The 14,364-nt window shown below is 68.6% G+C and carries 17 protein-coding genes; 10 read left to right on the top strand and 7 right to left on the bottom strand.

The window, feature by feature from the left end; translation table 11 throughout:
- From ACNPM4_RS02420 to ACNPM4_RS02410, 3 genes are all read left to right on the top strand, one after another.
- Nucleotides 1-661: DUF7927 domain-containing protein (locus ACNPM4_RS02420; protein WP_448984568.1), on the top strand; the 661-nt coding region annotated here is incomplete at its 5' end.
- 170 nt (nucleotides 662-831) lie between these two features.
- Nucleotides 832-2,376 (top strand): FGGY family carbohydrate kinase, encoded by a 1,545-nt coding sequence (locus ACNPM4_RS02415; protein WP_448984567.1) that lies wholly within the window; start codon nucleotides 832-834, stop codon nucleotides 2,374-2,376.
- A 21-nt stretch (nucleotides 2,377-2,397) separates the two neighbouring features.
- Nucleotides 2,398-3,408, top strand: coding sequence for an NAD(P)-dependent oxidoreductase (locus tag ACNPM4_RS02410; protein ID WP_448984566.1), 1,011 nt, complete (start codon nucleotides 2,398-2,400; stop codon nucleotides 3,406-3,408).
- 71 nt (nucleotides 3,409-3,479) lie between these two features.
- Here ACNPM4_RS02410 and ACNPM4_RS02405 read toward each other — a convergent pair whose 3' ends face one another.
- From ACNPM4_RS02405 to ACNPM4_RS02395, 3 genes are all read right to left on the bottom strand, one after another.
- Nucleotides 3,480-4,238, bottom strand: coding sequence for a hypothetical protein (locus ACNPM4_RS02405; RefSeq protein WP_448984565.1), 759 nt, complete (start codon nucleotides 4,236-4,238; stop codon nucleotides 3,480-3,482).
- Nucleotides 4,235-4,615 carry a hypothetical protein gene (locus ACNPM4_RS02400; protein WP_448984564.1) on the bottom strand — a complete coding sequence of 127 codons (381 nt, stop codon included), beginning with the start codon at nucleotides 4,613-4,615 and terminating at the stop codon, nucleotides 4,235-4,237. The genes ACNPM4_RS02405 and ACNPM4_RS02400 overlap by 4 nt, the downstream gene beginning before the upstream one ends.
- A 164-nt stretch (nucleotides 4,616-4,779) precedes the next feature.
- Complete coding sequence (locus ACNPM4_RS02395; RefSeq protein WP_448984563.1) at nucleotides 4,780-5,691, bottom strand: sugar-binding transcriptional regulator; 912 nt, start codon at nucleotides 5,689-5,691, stop codon at nucleotides 4,780-4,782.
- Nucleotides 5,692-5,789: 98 nt separating this feature from the next.
- Between ACNPM4_RS02395 and ACNPM4_RS02390 the strand changes: the two genes are divergently transcribed.
- The 5 genes from ACNPM4_RS02390 to ACNPM4_RS02370 are packed head-to-tail and all read left to right on the top strand — an operon-like array spanning nucleotide 5,790 to nucleotide 10,791.
- Nucleotides 5,790-7,133, top strand: coding sequence for an MFS transporter (locus tag ACNPM4_RS02390; RefSeq protein ID WP_448984562.1), 1,344 nt, complete (start codon nucleotides 5,790-5,792; stop codon nucleotides 7,131-7,133).
- A gap of 27 nt (nucleotides 7,134-7,160) precedes the next feature.
- Complete coding sequence (locus ACNPM4_RS02385) at nucleotides 7,161-7,787, top strand: class II aldolase/adducin family protein (protein ID WP_448984561.1); 627 nt, start codon at nucleotides 7,161-7,163, stop codon at nucleotides 7,785-7,787.
- Nucleotides 7,788-7,799: 12 nt separating this feature from the next.
- Nucleotides 7,800-9,323 (top strand): aldehyde dehydrogenase family protein, encoded by a 1,524-nt coding sequence (locus tag ACNPM4_RS02380; protein ID WP_448984560.1) that lies wholly within the window; start codon nucleotides 7,800-7,802, stop codon nucleotides 9,321-9,323.
- Between the two features lie 39 nt (nucleotides 9,324-9,362).
- Nucleotides 9,363-10,067, top strand: coding sequence for a GntR family transcriptional regulator (locus tag ACNPM4_RS02375; protein WP_448984559.1), 705 nt, complete (start codon nucleotides 9,363-9,365; stop codon nucleotides 10,065-10,067).
- Nucleotides 10,060-10,791, top strand: coding sequence for a GntR family transcriptional regulator (locus ACNPM4_RS02370; protein WP_448984558.1), 732 nt, complete (start codon nucleotides 10,060-10,062; stop codon nucleotides 10,789-10,791). The genes ACNPM4_RS02375 and ACNPM4_RS02370 overlap by 8 nt, the downstream gene beginning before the upstream one ends.
- Nucleotides 10,792-11,037: 246 nt before the next feature.
- Here the strand turns inward: ACNPM4_RS02370 and ACNPM4_RS02365 are convergent, their stop codons facing one another.
- Together ACNPM4_RS02365 and ACNPM4_RS02360 are read right to left on the bottom strand one after the other, a co-directional pair.
- Nucleotides 11,038-11,985 (bottom strand): MFS transporter, encoded by a 948-nt coding sequence (locus ACNPM4_RS02365; RefSeq protein WP_448984557.1) that lies wholly within the window; start codon nucleotides 11,983-11,985, stop codon nucleotides 11,038-11,040.
- A gap of 32 nt (nucleotides 11,986-12,017) precedes the next feature.
- A complete protein-coding gene (locus tag ACNPM4_RS02360) occupies nucleotides 12,018-12,218 on the bottom strand; it encodes a hypothetical protein (RefSeq protein ID WP_448984556.1) in 201 nt (66 codons plus the stop codon).
- Between the two features lie 90 nt (nucleotides 12,219-12,308).
- Here ACNPM4_RS02360 and ACNPM4_RS02355 point away from each other — a divergent pair, with 90 nt between their 5' ends.
- Both ACNPM4_RS02355 and ACNPM4_RS02350 read left to right on the top strand, forming a co-directional pair.
- Nucleotides 12,309-12,752, top strand: a complete 444-nt coding sequence (locus tag ACNPM4_RS02355) for a winged helix-turn-helix transcriptional regulator (protein WP_448984555.1) — start codon at nucleotides 12,309-12,311, stop codon at nucleotides 12,750-12,752.
- A gap of 124 nt (nucleotides 12,753-12,876) precedes the next feature.
- A complete protein-coding gene (locus ACNPM4_RS02350; protein WP_448984554.1) occupies nucleotides 12,877-13,527 on the top strand; it encodes a hypothetical protein in 651 nt (216 codons plus the stop codon).
- 22 nt (nucleotides 13,528-13,549) lie between these two features.
- On the opposite strand, the gene ACNPM4_RS02345 is transcribed toward ACNPM4_RS02350, so the two are convergent.
- Entirely contained in the window at nucleotides 13,550-13,852 is a 303-nt protein-coding gene (locus ACNPM4_RS02345) for a hypothetical protein (RefSeq protein WP_417503226.1), read from the bottom strand.
- Nucleotides 13,849-14,115, bottom strand: a complete 267-nt coding sequence (locus ACNPM4_RS02340) for a hypothetical protein (protein ID WP_029264156.1) — start codon at nucleotides 14,113-14,115, stop codon at nucleotides 13,849-13,851. The genes ACNPM4_RS02345 and ACNPM4_RS02340 overlap by 4 nt, the downstream gene beginning before the upstream one ends.
- Between the last annotated feature and the right edge of the window lie 249 nt (nucleotides 14,116-14,364).

Genomic DNA, 14,364 nt, shown 5'->3' with positions numbered 1-14,364 from the left:
GGTCAACCCGGACGGTGAGCGCGGCGACGACCGCCTGTCGAACTACCTCCTCGACCCCGACGCGGCCCCACCGGCCGAGTGCGTCGTCGCCGAGGGCGAGGAGTTCCCCGACTGCACCGTGGACCACGTCAGCAGCGTGGTGGTCGTGAAGTCGGCCGACCCCGCGTCGGGGACCGAGGTGGAGGAAGGGCAGCAGGTGGAGTACACCGTGACGTTCCGCAACGTCTCGACCGACCCGGATGCGGCGGGTGCAGACGTGGACTACACCGATCACCTGACCGATGTCCTCGACGATGCGACACTGACCCGCGGACCCCAGGCGTCGACGGAGGCGCTGGCCACGGCGGTCGAGGGGCGGACCATCCGCATCACGGGCTCGGTCGCATCCGGAAGCACGGTCACCGTGACATACGTGGTTACTGTGCAGCCATGGGCGGACCAGGGGAACCACAGTCTCGGCAACGTGATCGCGGTGACCGGCGAGGAACCGATCTGCGTCGAGGGGAACGGCCTGTGCACCACGCATCCGCTGGGTGAGCCGGATCCACTCGCGGTGACCGGAGGCCAGGTGGCCGTCGGCGCACTGGCTGCCGGTGTGGTCCTGCTCGTCGCGGGCGGGCTCCTGGTGGCGATCCGCCGCCGACGTCAGTCGATCGAGTAGGTCAGCGCCGCGAACCCGGGGGCCCGCCTGCCGGCCGGCACCCGGGTTTGCGTGTGCCCGGGGGTGTCCCCGTGTCCGCGGCCCGGCCGACGACCCACCGTTGCGCTCCTCCGACACCGAGCTATACTGAACAATAGATCACCAGCCCGCACTATTGTTCGGAGTTCAGTGTGCAGAGCCGCACTCGCATCATCCTCGGCGTCGACGCCGGCACCACCTCGGTGAAGACCGTCGCCTTCGACCTCGACGGTCGCATCGCGAGCGTCTCCCGTTCGAGCGTGCGCGTGCAGCGGGCCGAAGACGGGCGCGCCGAAGCCGACATGAACCACATCTGGGATGCCGCAGCGTCCACGATCGCTGCCGTGGTCGATGACATCGGCGACGCGGAGATCGTCGCGATCGGTGTGACCGGCCAGGGCGACGGCGCCTGGCTGGTGGATGCCGACGGTCGACCCGTCGGCCCCGCGACCCTCTGGTTGGACGGGCGCGCTCACGAGCGCCTCGATGAGTGGCTGGATGACGGACGCGCAGCAGCCGTCCATGAAGCCACCGGCTCTCCCCTCTTCTCCGGCGCGCTGCCGATCCTCGTCGACGAGCTGATGGCGGCGGATCCGACCCTGCGGGAGCGGGCCACGACCCAGTTGAACTGCAAGGACTGGCTGCGCTTCAAGCTCACCGGCCGCCGCGCGACGGATCCCAGCGAGGCCTCGCGCACCTACCTCGACACCGCGACGGGGGCCTACGCCGAAAAGCTGTTCCCCGCACTCGGACAGGAGCACGTGCGCGAATACCTGCCGGAGGTGCTGGACCCCCAGCAGATCGCCGGCCGGGTCGAGCCGAGAGTGGCCACGGCGCTGGGGCTCCCCGAGGGGCTGCCCGTCGTCGTCGGAGTCGTCGACACCGCGGCTGCCGGCGTCGGACTCGGCGTGCTCGACGATGGCCGCGGCTACGCCATCCTCGGCACCACGAGCCTCGTCGGCATCAACCACGCCTCGCGCGCCGACGTGCGCAGCGAATCGAGCATCGTGCTCGCCACCGGTCGCGGAACCCAGGTGCTCGAGTCCATGGCCCCGATGACCGGCACCCCCAACCTCGACTGGGTGCGCGCCACGCTCGGCCTCGCGGACGAGGACTGGGTCGTCGTCGAGAAGCAGGCCGTCGCGGTCGCACCAGGCAGCGGGGGTGTGATCTACCTCCCGTACGGCGCCCCGAGCGGCGAACGGGCTCCGTTCTTCGCCCCCGACGCCTCGGCATCCTGGCTCGGGATTAGCGTCACCACGACGGCGGGCCAGCTGCTGCGGAGCGTCTACGAGGGCCTGGCCTTCAGCCTGCGCGAGTCCACCGACGCGCTGGGGCTCGACGGCCCGCTGCTCGTCTGCGGAGGAGGCTCCGATTCCGACCTCCTGTGCACGATCCTGGCCGACGTCCTGGCTCGCGACATCGTGCGTCAAGACCAACCGGAGGTGGGCGCCCGCGGCGTCGCCATGCTCGCGATGGCCGCGGTCGGCCTGGCTGACGACCTGCACGACGCGTCGCGCCGACTGACGCCGTCGACCACGACCTTCTCTCCGGACGCCGCCCGCACCGCGCTGTACGACGACGCGTATGCGCTCTTCCTCGCGACGCGCGATGCTCTGCGCCCGCACTGGGGCGGACTCCGCCGCCTCCGCGAGAGCGCCGAGCAGCATCCCGCTCCCGAGTCCTCGGCTCACTGACCACCACCTGAAAGAAGACACATGACTGAAACGTCCCGCCCGAAGGTGCTCATCACCGCTCCGTTCGACGCCGGCATCGCCGACTCCCTCGCCGACGCCTTCGACGTCACCCTGATCGACCCGACCATGGACGGCGGATCCCTCGCCGACCGTGGAGTCGACGACGCGCTCGCCGTTGCGGATGTCGTCATCGCCGAGCTCGACGTGGTCGACGAGAGCGCGCTCGCGAAGGCGCCGGAACTCAAAGCCGTCGTCTCCTGCCGCGCCAAGCCGGCGAACGTCGACCTCGACGCCTGCACGGCCCGCGGCATCCCCGTCTTCACGACCCCCGGCCGCAACGCCGAGGTCACGGCCGATCTGAGCTTCGCCCTGCTCCTGGCCACCGTGCGCAAGGTGAGCCAGTCGGAGCGCTGGCTGCGTGCCGGCAACTGGACCGAGGACGACGTGTTCGAGCCCTACGAGGTCTTCCGCTCGATCGGGCTCGGTGGGCGCACCCTCGGCATCCTGGGCGGCGGCGCGATCGGCCGTCGGATGGTCACCCGCGCCCGCGGATTCGGTATGACCGTCAAGGTGTACGACCCGTTCCTCGCCCCCGATGCGTTCGGCGACGAGGCCAGCGTCGTGCCCCTCGACGAGGTGCTCTCGACCTCCGACATCGTCACCGTGCACGTGCCGCTGATGCCCGAGACCGAGGGGCTTCTCGGTGAGCGCGAGCTCGCGCTCCTCCGCCCGGACGCCTATCTGATCAACGCCGGCCGCGCCGCGATCATCGATGAGGAGGCACTGATGGCCGTCCTGCGCGACGGCCGGATCGCCGGTGCCGGCTTCGACGTCTACTACCAGGAGCCGCTCCCGCAGGATCACGAGCTCTTCGCCTTCGACAACGTCACGCTGACGCCGCACATCGCGGGCGCCTCGGATGACGTCATCGTCGAGCACTCGCGCATCGCTGCGGCGGCGCTGCGGGGCTGGCTCGCCGGGCAGCGCGTTCCCGGAACCGCGAACGAGAAGGCTCTCGCCGCCGTCGGCTGAGCGTCTGAACGCGGGGAGCGGATCGTGCGTCGCGCGGTCCGTTCCTCGGCGCGTCAGTCGAGCAGCGCCGTTCAGAAAATACGGATCCTGAACCGGTCTGAGGCTGCGATCAGGTCATCGTCGCTAAGGGTGATGGGCTCTGGCGAGAGTGTCAAGATGTCGCCCGCATCGGGGTGATCGAGCCAAATGGCTTTGCACCAGCCGGCACCGTGCTTACTTCCGAAGTGAATACCGAGCGGACGCCCACCTGTGTCGAGCGTGAGGCCGTGGAGGTGTTCAGCGATGGCAGTGGTCACGGAACGCTCCTCGCCGCGCAGCGTTCCGGTTGTGAGGTGCGCCACTCCGTGTGCCGCGAGTTGTGCACCCATCATGCTCTCGATAGCAGCGATGGAATCCGGATGTTCGACGTGGACGAGCCACCCGGGGTCAGGCATCACGGCAGGGATCATCCCGCGGTCGTAGCGCCACCCCGCTGGAAGGGCGCCAAGACCCATGAAATCGCGCTCCGACCACTCTTGAGCGACCTCTTCGACGAATGCCTGGAGGGTCAGCCCAACAGCGGCAGCGTCTTTCGCGAGGGTGTCGCTGGTGCCGTTTGCCCGCTTGTACTGGGAGAGCACTTCGGCATAAGCGCACTCACGTGTCTCCGCGAGATAGAAGGTCTGGCCGGGAACGTCGTAGCGCCCCCACGCTTGGCGCCACTTCGCGGCGGCGTCACGCGTTGCCGCAGAAAGAGGCGGGTAGTCGTTCTTCCCGACGTGATAACCGTAAATGCCCGGATCGGAGATCAAATGCAGCCCAGTGGCCCCGCATCGGTGCGTAGTCGTCACGAGTCGGTCGTACCGTCGAGAAACGACTCGACTGCTTCAGAGACCTCGCCATGACGCCCCTCGCGAATCGCAGTGATCGGTGTGTCCTCCCTCAGCCAGGGATTGCCCCCGATGAACCACTGGCGCGCCACGTGCTCGCCATCAGCTGCAGCCAGACGGACCCACTGGCGATGGGCGAACAGGAGGCGGTTGGCCGCTTCGGGCCGCGGTTCCGGGCCATCCGACTTCGCCCATCGAATGGGGAGCTTTCGGTCGGCGGAACCGACCAGGGCTGCAACGAGCGTGGGGCCCAGAACTGAATTCAGCTCGCGGACGATCTGGTGGATGTCCATCCGCATCGTCCGCCCATGTTGAGTCGTTGGGGTGAGCGTTTCCATAATGCGACACTACCCCGGATGCCCGTCAAAAGCCACCAAAAAGCAACCCTGCTTGCGACGCGAGGGGAGCGCGCGGATGACTCTCCGTTTAGCGCCGGTCGTTGTTCGGGCTCGCGGCCGCAGGAGGGTGCGGCAGGCACTGTCGCAGAACCCCGACCAGCGCGTCAGTCGAGCAGCGCCGTGACGGTGTTCGAGTCGGTGACGAGCATGTTCACCATGCCGCTCGAGAGCGCGGTGCGCACGGCATCGAGCTTCGCCGCACCCGCCGCGATCGCGAGGCGGTGCGGGATGGCGCGAAGCTGATCGAGGTCGAGCCCGACGACGCGCGAGTCGAGCTCGCCGCGGACCGGTGCTCCGTTCGCATCGAAGAAGCGTCCGCCGATGTCGCCGATCGCTCCGGCTTCGTGGAGCGCGGCTCGTTCACGCTCGCTCAGCGACCCGAAGAGCAGTCCGCGGCTGTCGTGCGTGCTGCCGATGCCCGCGATCAGGGTGCTGGCCTCGGCCGCCCGAGCGAGCACGTCGCGCACTCCAGGGTCGGCGTACGCGCTCTCCGCGGCCTGAGGTGTCGCGGCGACCAGGGGGGCGGGGAGGTGGAAGGCCGAGCCGTCGGTGCGGCGGGCCAGGGCGAGGGTCAGCTCGTGCGGGTTGGCGCCGTTCGCGAGACCGCTGCTCGATCCGGTGAGCGGCACGAAATGCGCCCCGAGCGAGCGGGCCGGGAAGGCGTCGACCACCGCGGCGACTGCCGTGGAGAGACCCATGGCGACCGTGGTGTCCTTGTCGATGACGCTCGCGAGCGCTTCGGCGCCGACCGTCGCCATCGCGCGGGACGCCTTCGCGGGGTCGTCCACGCTCGGGGCGATCCAGGCCTGGCGCAGTCCGTAGCGGCTGAGCAGCGCCTGCTCCTCGGCGGCGAACAGCGATTCCTCGACGTGCACGATGATCTCGACCATGCCGCTGTCGCGGGCCTCGGCGAGCAGTCTCGTGACGCGGACGCGGGACAGGCCGAGTGCGTCGGCGATCTCCTGGTGCGTGAGCCCCAGCTCGTAGTACATGCGCGCCACGCGACCCATCAGCATGCTGAACATCCTCCCACGCCGACTCCTCCGGTCCTGCTTGACAATTCCGCGACACGTGCCCAAGATGTCCATGGGCATTCGTTCACGATGCTGAACAAATGTACACCACATCCCGAAATCTCTACGCGCTCAACGAGGAGACACCCATGGTCACCCCCGCATCACCTCCCGCCGAGGGCCGCTTCGCGCGCCTCCTCAGCTCTCAGGGCATCTCGCGGCCCATCGCCTGGGGCTTCGTCGCCCTGACGATCTTCATGATCGGCGACGGCATCGAGGCCGGCTTCCTCTCGCCGTACCTCGACGAGCGCGGCTTCGACGGCGGTCAGATCGCCCTCCTCTGGTCGGTCTACGGCATCGTCGTCGCGGTGGCCGCCTGGTTGAGCGGCGCCCTGGCCGAAGCCTGGGGCCCCAAGCGCGTCATGATGCTCGGCTTCGGCATCTGGGTCGTCTTCGAGGTGCTCTTCCTCGTGTTCGGCGTCATGGCCGGCAACTTCGAGATCATGCTCCTCGCCTTCGGGATCCGCGGGCTCGGCTACCCGATGTTCGCCTACGGGTTCCTGGTCTGGGTCACGATCGACACCGACGAGCAGGTGATGGGTCGCGCCGTCGGCTGGTACTGGTTCTTCTCCACGCTCGGACTCGGCGTGCTCAGCTCCTACTTCGCCGGGGCCGTCATCCCGATCATCGGCGAGCTCGCGACGCTGTGGATGGCGCTCGCCTTCGTGGTCGTCGGCGGAGTGATGGTGCTCGTGCTGCTGCGCAATCCCGTGACCAAGAAGGTCACCGTCGCCAGCAGCGTGAAGGGTGTCGTCAGCTCCCTCACCATCGTCGCGACCAACCCGAAGGTCGGCGTCGGCGGCGTGATCCGCATCATCAACACACTCTCCTTCTATGCGTTCGTCGTGTTCCTCACGACCTACATGGTCCGCGACGTGGGCTTCGACCTGGCGCAGTGGCAGATCATCTGGGGCACGATGCTCGCCGCGAACGTGGCCGCGAACCTCCTCTCCGGCTACCTCGCCGACTGGATCGGCCGCGTGAACGTGGTCGCCTGGGCCGGTGGCATCGGATGCTTCGTCACCGTGCTCGCCCTCTTCTACGTGCCCACCCTGATCGGACCCAACTTCTTGGTCACGATCGCGATCGCCATCGTCTACGGCCTGGCCCTCGGCATGTTCGTGCCGCTGTCGGCGATCGTCCCGCTGCTCGCGCCCAAGAACAAGGCCGCCGCCGTCGCGATCCTGAACCTCGGTGCCGGCCTCAGCCAGTTCATCGGCCCGGTCATCGCCGGTCTCGCCGCTCCCGTCGGCGTCGAGGGCACCGTCTGGATCATCGCCGTGCTCTACCTCGTCGGCTTCGGCCTGACGTTCCTGCTGAAGGCGCCCAAGGAGGCGGATGACGTCGTCTCGGCGAACCCCGCCCCGAGCACCGTCACCGCCTGAATCCCCCACCCCGAAAAGGAGTCACCCATGACCACGCGTGTGGAATCACTCATCGAAGAACTCTCGTCCGTCGGCGTCGACATCGTCGCCCGCGGGCTCGCCCTCGCCTCCGGAGGCAACATCTCGGCGCGCATCGATGAGGACACCTTCGTGGTCACCGGCTCCGGCACCTGGCTCGACAGGCTCACGCCCGAGGACTTCTCGGTCATGAGCCTGTCGGGTGAGGTGATCAGCGGCTCCCCGAGCCCCTCGAGCGAGTGGAAGCTGCACCAGCGCAGCTACGCCACACGGTCCGACGTCAACGCCGTGGTGCATGTGCACCCGCAGCACGCGGTGCTCCTGAACGCCCTGGGTCACGACGTGCGCCTGATCACCCTCGACCACGCGTACTACGTGCGCTCGGTCGGGACCACTCCGTACTACCCGAACGGATCGGATGAGCTCGCCGACTCCGCCGCCGAGCAGGCCGCACACCACGACTGCATCATCATGGGTCACCACGGCTGCTCCGCCCTCGGCGACTCCGTGAGCATGGCCTTCCGCCGCGCGCTCAACCTCGAGGAGGCGGCCACCGCGACCTACCGCGCGCTGCTCCTCGGCGATACCGAGACCGCCTTCCCCGCCGAGGCGCTCGCCGCCCTGCACCACGCCTGAACAGGAGCCGCGATGACGACCGTCCCCACGCACATCAGCATCGATCCCGACATCAGCGAGGCGACGAAGCGCTTCCTCGCCCAGCCTCCTCGCCTGCTCATCGACGGAGAGCTCGTCGAAGCCCACTCCGGGCGCACCATCGACATCGTCGACCCCGGCACCGGTGCCGTCATCGCTCGCTCGGCCGCCGCCGACGCCGTGGACGCCGACCGCGCGGTGCAGGCTGCGCGTCGGGCCTTCGCACCGAATGCGCCCTGGCGGAAGATGAGCGCGCTCGATCGCGGACGGACCATCCTGCGTCTCGCCCGCCTGCTCGAGGAGCGCGCCGACGAGTTCGTGGAGCTCGAGGTGCTCGACGGAGGCAAGCTCAAGGGTGCCGCCGCGAGCGTCGATCTGCCGCTCGCGATCAACCACTTCGAGTACTTCGGCGGCTGGCCGTCGAAGATCGAGGGCAACACGATCCCCGTGTCCGTGACGGATGCGATGGTGCGCACCGAGCGTGTCCCGGTCGGAGTCGTCGCGCAGATCGTGCCCTGGAACTACCCGCTGCTCATGGGTGTGTGGAAGATCGCTCCCGCGCTCGCCGCGGGCTGCACGATCGTCATGAAGCCCGCCGAGAACACCCCGCTCTCCCTGCTGCGTCTCGGCCAGCTCGCCCTCGAAGCCGGTATGCCCAAGGGCGTCCTCAACATCCTCACCGGATACGGTGCCGAGGCCGGCGAGGCGCTCGTCGACCACCCCGACGTCGACAAGGTCGCCTTCACCGGATCGACGGCTGTGGGTACGCGCATCGCCCAGCGTGCCGCGCCGATGGTGAAGCGGGTCACGCTGGAGCTCGGCGGCAAGAGCCCCAACATCATCTTCGACGACAGCCCGGTCGAAGAGGCGGCGGCTGCTGCGGCCAGCGCGATCTTCTTCAACGCCGGTCAGGCCTGTGCGGCGGGCTCGCGGCTGTACGTGCAGAAGCGCTCGTACGACGACGTGGTCGGTCGGCTCGCCGACATCGCCTCGTCGATGACGGTCGGCCACGGCTTCGACCCGTCGGCGCAGATCGGGCCGGTCATCTCCACCCGCCAGCACGAGCGCGTGCTCGGCTACATCGACGGCGCTCAGGAGCAGGGAGCCACGGTCGCCGCGGGAGGATCCGCCTTCCCCGATGCCGCGATCCCCGGGGGCTACTACATCCGTCCCACCGTGCTGACCGATGTGAATGACACCTTCACCGCCGTGCGTGAAGAGATCTTCGGCCCCGTCGTGGTGGCGCAGCCCTTCGACGACATCGACGAGATCGCGCGCCGGGCGAACGACTCGCCCTACGGCCTCGCGGCGGGCATCTGGACGCGCGACATCAGCAAGGCGAACCGACTCGCACGACTCCTGCAGGCGGGAACCGTCTACATCAACATGTACGGCGCGACCGATGCGGCCGCCCCCTTCGGCGGATTCAAGATGTCGGGATACGGCAGGGACATGGGCCACGCCAACCTGGAGTCGTACCTGGAGACGCGCACGGTCTGGACCAACCTGGCGCACTGACCCGCGACAAACGAGAGGCGGCTGGCTAGTCTGGCCGGTATGACGGACGAGCCGAAGCCCTCGACCAAGGCCCGTCCTCGCACCCTGATCCGCGACCAGGTGTACGCCCGGCTGGCTCAGGAGATCGTGACAGGACGCCGGGCGCCGCTCGAGGAGATCCGCGATCAGGACCTCCAGGCCGAGTACGGCGTCTCGCGCACACCGATCAGGGAGGCGCTCATCCGGCTCGCCGACGTGGGCCTGGTGGAGATGAGCTCGAACCGCTTCACGCGGGTGGCCCCGATCGACCTCCGGGCGCAGGCGGATCGAGCCGAGGCGGCAGGGGCGTTGATCGCCTACGCGGCGGCGAAGGTCGTGCCGACCCTGACCGACATCCAGCTCGACTCCCTCGATGCCCGTGTCCAGGCGATCCTGGACTCCGATCTCAATCGCGGAGGGATGCCCGACGGTCTGCGGCTCTGGTTCGCCCTGTGGATCGAGGTGATCGAGCTGGCCGACAACGCCGTCGTGACCGAGATCCTCGATCGCAACCTCGTTCTGCACCTGAGCCGATCGGTGCAGGACCGACCGCTCCCCGACTGGCTCGGAGAGCAGCAGCGTGCGCTCGTCGTGCCGCTTCGAGCAGCGATCCGTGCGCGAGACGGGGCTGCCGCGCGCGATGCCGTGTTCGAGCTCTTCCGCGTCACCACCGTCGAGCGCCTACGCGCGGCGATCACCGGCGAATGGCGGCTCCCCGGTGACTAGCGCAGAGTCGGAACCGGGCACGGGGTCGTCCTCGTTCCTGTCGGTCGAGATCCTCGAGCTCGTCGATCGCAAGGAACTGGATGCACCGACGCCAGTACCGACGCGGCTGGAGTCGATCGTGGAGGCGCTCACTCGCAAGATGGAGACCGGCGAGCTGCTCCCGGGGGCGCCACTGCGAGTCTCGACTCTCTCGAAGGAGCTCGATGTCGCCCCGAACACCGTGCGCGAGGCGATCTCGATCCTGACGGCGCAGCATCTGGTCGAGGCCCGTACGCATAAGTCTTCGGTCGTCGCGACGCCGACCGAAGCGTGGCTCGCCGCGGTCGTCGCGGAATGCTCCGGCCTGTCGACCCTGGCGGCGACTCTGGGCATCGCGCGCGCAACACCCGATGAACGGCAGGATTTCCGGGCGGCCGCCGAGCAGGCGATCGTCGCCTGGCGCGCGCCGCTCGTCGATCACCGCGCCGCATCGCGACTCACCTGGCAGCTCTTCCAGTTGCTGGCCTCGTTCTCGCGGAATCACTACCTCGAGGCGATGCACGCCGCCAAGCGCCCCGCTCTCGCGCTCGGGTTTTTGCATCTGGGGCGCGAGCGCAACGCCGCAATGGTGAGCAACGCGATCGCGGAGCTTCTCGAAGCGGTCGACGACGGAGTCGGGCACGAGGGCGCGGAGATCGTCGGCGACCTCTACACCTACGTTCTCGACGACCTCATGCGGGACTGACTCCTACCGGACTGACCGCGCACTGATATTTCACCGCAGCGCAGGCGTCGTCGATACCGTGAGATCGTCGCCTTCTGATGGCGGCAGCGCAGCACTCCCGACGGTCCCCGCCGTCACGGCGATCATCCCCCGAGATAGCGCATCGACGAGTGCTGAGTTCCGTTCGTTGGCCGCCGTTCCCCACGGCGGACGCCATCCTCCGCCGGAGAGACGGCGTTTCGGGGGCGGCATCGCCCGCACGCGTGATCAGCGTGAAGCGTGAACCGGCGCGAGCTCTCGTCGCTGAGCACGGCGCACAGCGGGGATGCCGAGAGCCCAGGCGACGAGGCCGGCTGTGGCGAAACCCGCTCCGAGGATCGCGGATCCCGTCCACCCCGACGTGCTGAACACCAGGGTGGTCGTGGCCGCACCGACGGCAGATCCCAGCGAGTAGAAGATCATGTACCCGCCGATGGTCGTGGAGACCCGATCCGGATGCAGCGCGGTGAGAGTGTGCTGGTTGCTGACGTGCACGGCCTGAACCGCGAAGTCGAGCACGACGATGCCGACGATCAGCAGCGTCAGTGACCAGGGGAGCTGTGCGATCAGCACCCAGGAGACGATCAGGGCGAGGAGTGCGAGTCCGGTGACGCGATTCGCCTCCCCGCCGTCCGCCCAGCGGCCCGCGCGAACGGCGCCCAGAGCACCCGTCAGGCCGGCGAGGCCGAAGAGCCCGATCTGCGTCTCGGAGAGCTCCCAGGGCGCGTCCGACAGAGGAAGCGCCATTCCGCTCCAGAGCGTTCCGAACGAGGCGAAGAGGAAGAAGGCGATCGCGCCGCGGCTGAGGAAGACGGGTTCGGTGAGCAGGCGGCCGATGCCTCCGACGAGGTCTGCATATCGACGGGAGGGTGGACGCACGTCGGTGGGCAGTAGACGTAGTGCTGCGACCCCCAACACGATCGAGAGGGCCGCGAGGACGACGTAGACGCTGCGCCACCCCCAGAGATCGGCCAGCACGCCGGCGATCAGCCGCGAGCCGAGGATGCCGACGACGACGCCCGACGTCACGAAGCCCAGGTTCCGTCCGCGCTCGCCGGGATCCGACACCGCTGCGGCGTAGGCCACGGTCGTCTGCACGACGACGGCGAAGATCCCCGTGAGTGTGAGGCCGGCGAACGCGACGCCCGCGGCCGGGGCGACTGCGACCGCGAGCATCCCGACGGCCACGAGGCCGAGATGGAGGGCGATCAGCCTCCGCCTGTCGAAGCGGTCGCCAGGGGAACGAGCAGGACGAGTCCCACGAGGTAGCCCAGCTGTCCCGCCGACACCAGCCAGCCGAGCGCATCGGTCGGCAGCTGAAGGTCTCGCCCCATCTGCGCGAGCACGGGCTGCGCGGCATAGACCGTCGCGACGGCGACGGCGCAGATGGCGGCCAGCAGTGTCTTCATCCGGAGATCCACATCAGTCCTTTGGTTTCAAATTGCTACCAAAGTGACCGTAGGGCATAATGGTTGCAGATTGCAACTCTTGGAGATCTCATGAGCGATGCCCCCGATCGTCCGCAGTGGACCGATCCGACCTGTCCCGTCGCGCGCGCCGTCGACCTGGTCGGCGACCGCTGGAGCATGCTGATCATCCGCGATGCCATGGACGGCGCCCGCACGTTCACCGACTTCCAGCAGCGCACGGGGATCGCGCGCAACATCCTCGCCGACAGGCTCCGCCGCCTCGCCGCGTACGGGCTCGTCGAGCAGGTCGATGCTCCCCCGGCCAAGCGGAAGCACTATGAACTGACCGCTGCCGGAGAGGAGCTCTTCCCGGTGATCCTCGCCCTGCGGGGTTGGGGAGAGCGCCATGCCTTCGCTGCCGGGGAAGCTCATTCAACTCTCGTCGATGCGGCGGGTGAGCGGGTGGTCGCATCTGAGCCCCTCGGCACCGACGGTGCGCCGCTGACCAGTGGGAACACCCGCGTCGTGAGGTGAGTGCGTCCTGCCTTCGCGACGAAGTCGGCCCGGTAGGACCCTGGGTCCGGGCTTTAGGGCGCTGCTCTGCGTTTCTGACAGGGTGGAACGCAGGACCTGCCCCTGGACGATGAAGCGGTGAACGATGAGTGGACCTGATTCCCCGGTGATCGGGGTCGACGACGCACCGTCGCGGTGGTCGCCATGGTGGCTGGCATCCGGAGCGCTGTTCATCGCCTCGGCACTGCTGGCCGCGTTCCGCAGTCTTCCCGGTTCGCTTGACCTGGATGCTCTCGTCGGGATCTCGACCGCGGCAACCCTGGCCTTCAGCCTCGCGCTCGTCGCCGCCGGCGTCGGGGCTGTGCGCCACGACCACACCCTCCGCCTGCCGAGGGTCGCGATCATCTCGCTCTTCCTCCTCGCGGTCTGGCTTCCTGTGGCTCCGCCGGCGCTGACCGCTTCATTCGGAATCGCCTCGGCGGCACCGCTCTACCTGAACGCTCTCGTCGAGCTGGGGCTGAGCGGTGCGATCGTCGCCGGAGTCCTCCGCAGTCCGCTGCCGAAACCCTGGAGGTTCATTCCGGCGATTGCGCTCGCCGCCGTGGTCTTCGGGTCGCTGCTCCAGGGCGCCTTCCTGTCCGGCAGTGTGACCGACCAAGGCGCGATGATCCTCGTCTCGAACGTGCTGACCTTGGCGCGCATCCTCGCCACCGGAGCGCTGGGCGCCGTGGCGCTCCGGGCCGCGCGTTCGCGTGCCGGGTCAGTGGTCGTGTTCGGGGGATCGGTCGCGTCCTGAACCCCGGCCGGCGGCCCGTTCGTCAGGCGACGGTGAGGTACCCGCTCGAGGAGTCGTCCTCGACGAGGGTGTACGACAGCACGCCGTCTCCGTGCGCTCGCGTTCGGCGCCACACTCGCTCGTGACCGCCGGTGGCGTAGTCGAGGACGATCCATCGGGGCGCCTCGGGATCACGTCGACCGACGATGTAGGAGACGCTGCCGAGCCCGGTCGAGCAGAGGTGCGCGACGAACTGATCGGCAGCCGGGCTCTTCGGCGGCGTGCGGCACAGGTCCGTCGGGCGGATGCGCAGGGTCAGGTCCGCCTGCGCCGGCCGGGCCTTCACGCGGCACCCCCGGCACGGGCGCCCAGCTCGGCGAGATCGCGGAGGCCGTGCGCGTCGAGATAGGCGCGGATCGTGTCCTGGACGATGCGGATCTGCGACTCGTTCCCCATGGCGGCCTGCATCGCGCCCATCGTGGGCGTCGGCTTGCCGTTCACGCGTTCGAGCGCCTCCCACACGATGTCTTCGCGTGAGCCGCGGCCCATCGAGTGCGGCATCGAACTGAACACCGGGTTCGGCTTCCAGCCGGTTCGGGTCTCCTCCATCAGTGGTTCCTCTCGTCTCACCGGACGCCGTCGAATGCGGGTGCACTCGGTCTCGTGCGCGGGCACGCCGAATAGCCCTGGGGCGAGGTGCCCCGGTGGACGGCGCGCGGTCCTGCGGCCAGGGGCCTTCCCGAAGACTGTCGGATGTCGACGCGGGAAGGACGATCTGGCCGTCCGGTTCCCTCCGACCGCATCACGTTATTTTGAGTCATTCAAAATAACGGAGGCGATGAAATGCGAAAGGGGCCC

It is taken from the genome of Microbacterium umsixpiens (genome assembly GCF_053543675.1).
Note: the sequence above shows the minus strand (reverse complement) of the source record. Positions and strands in the feature narration are given on the sequence as shown.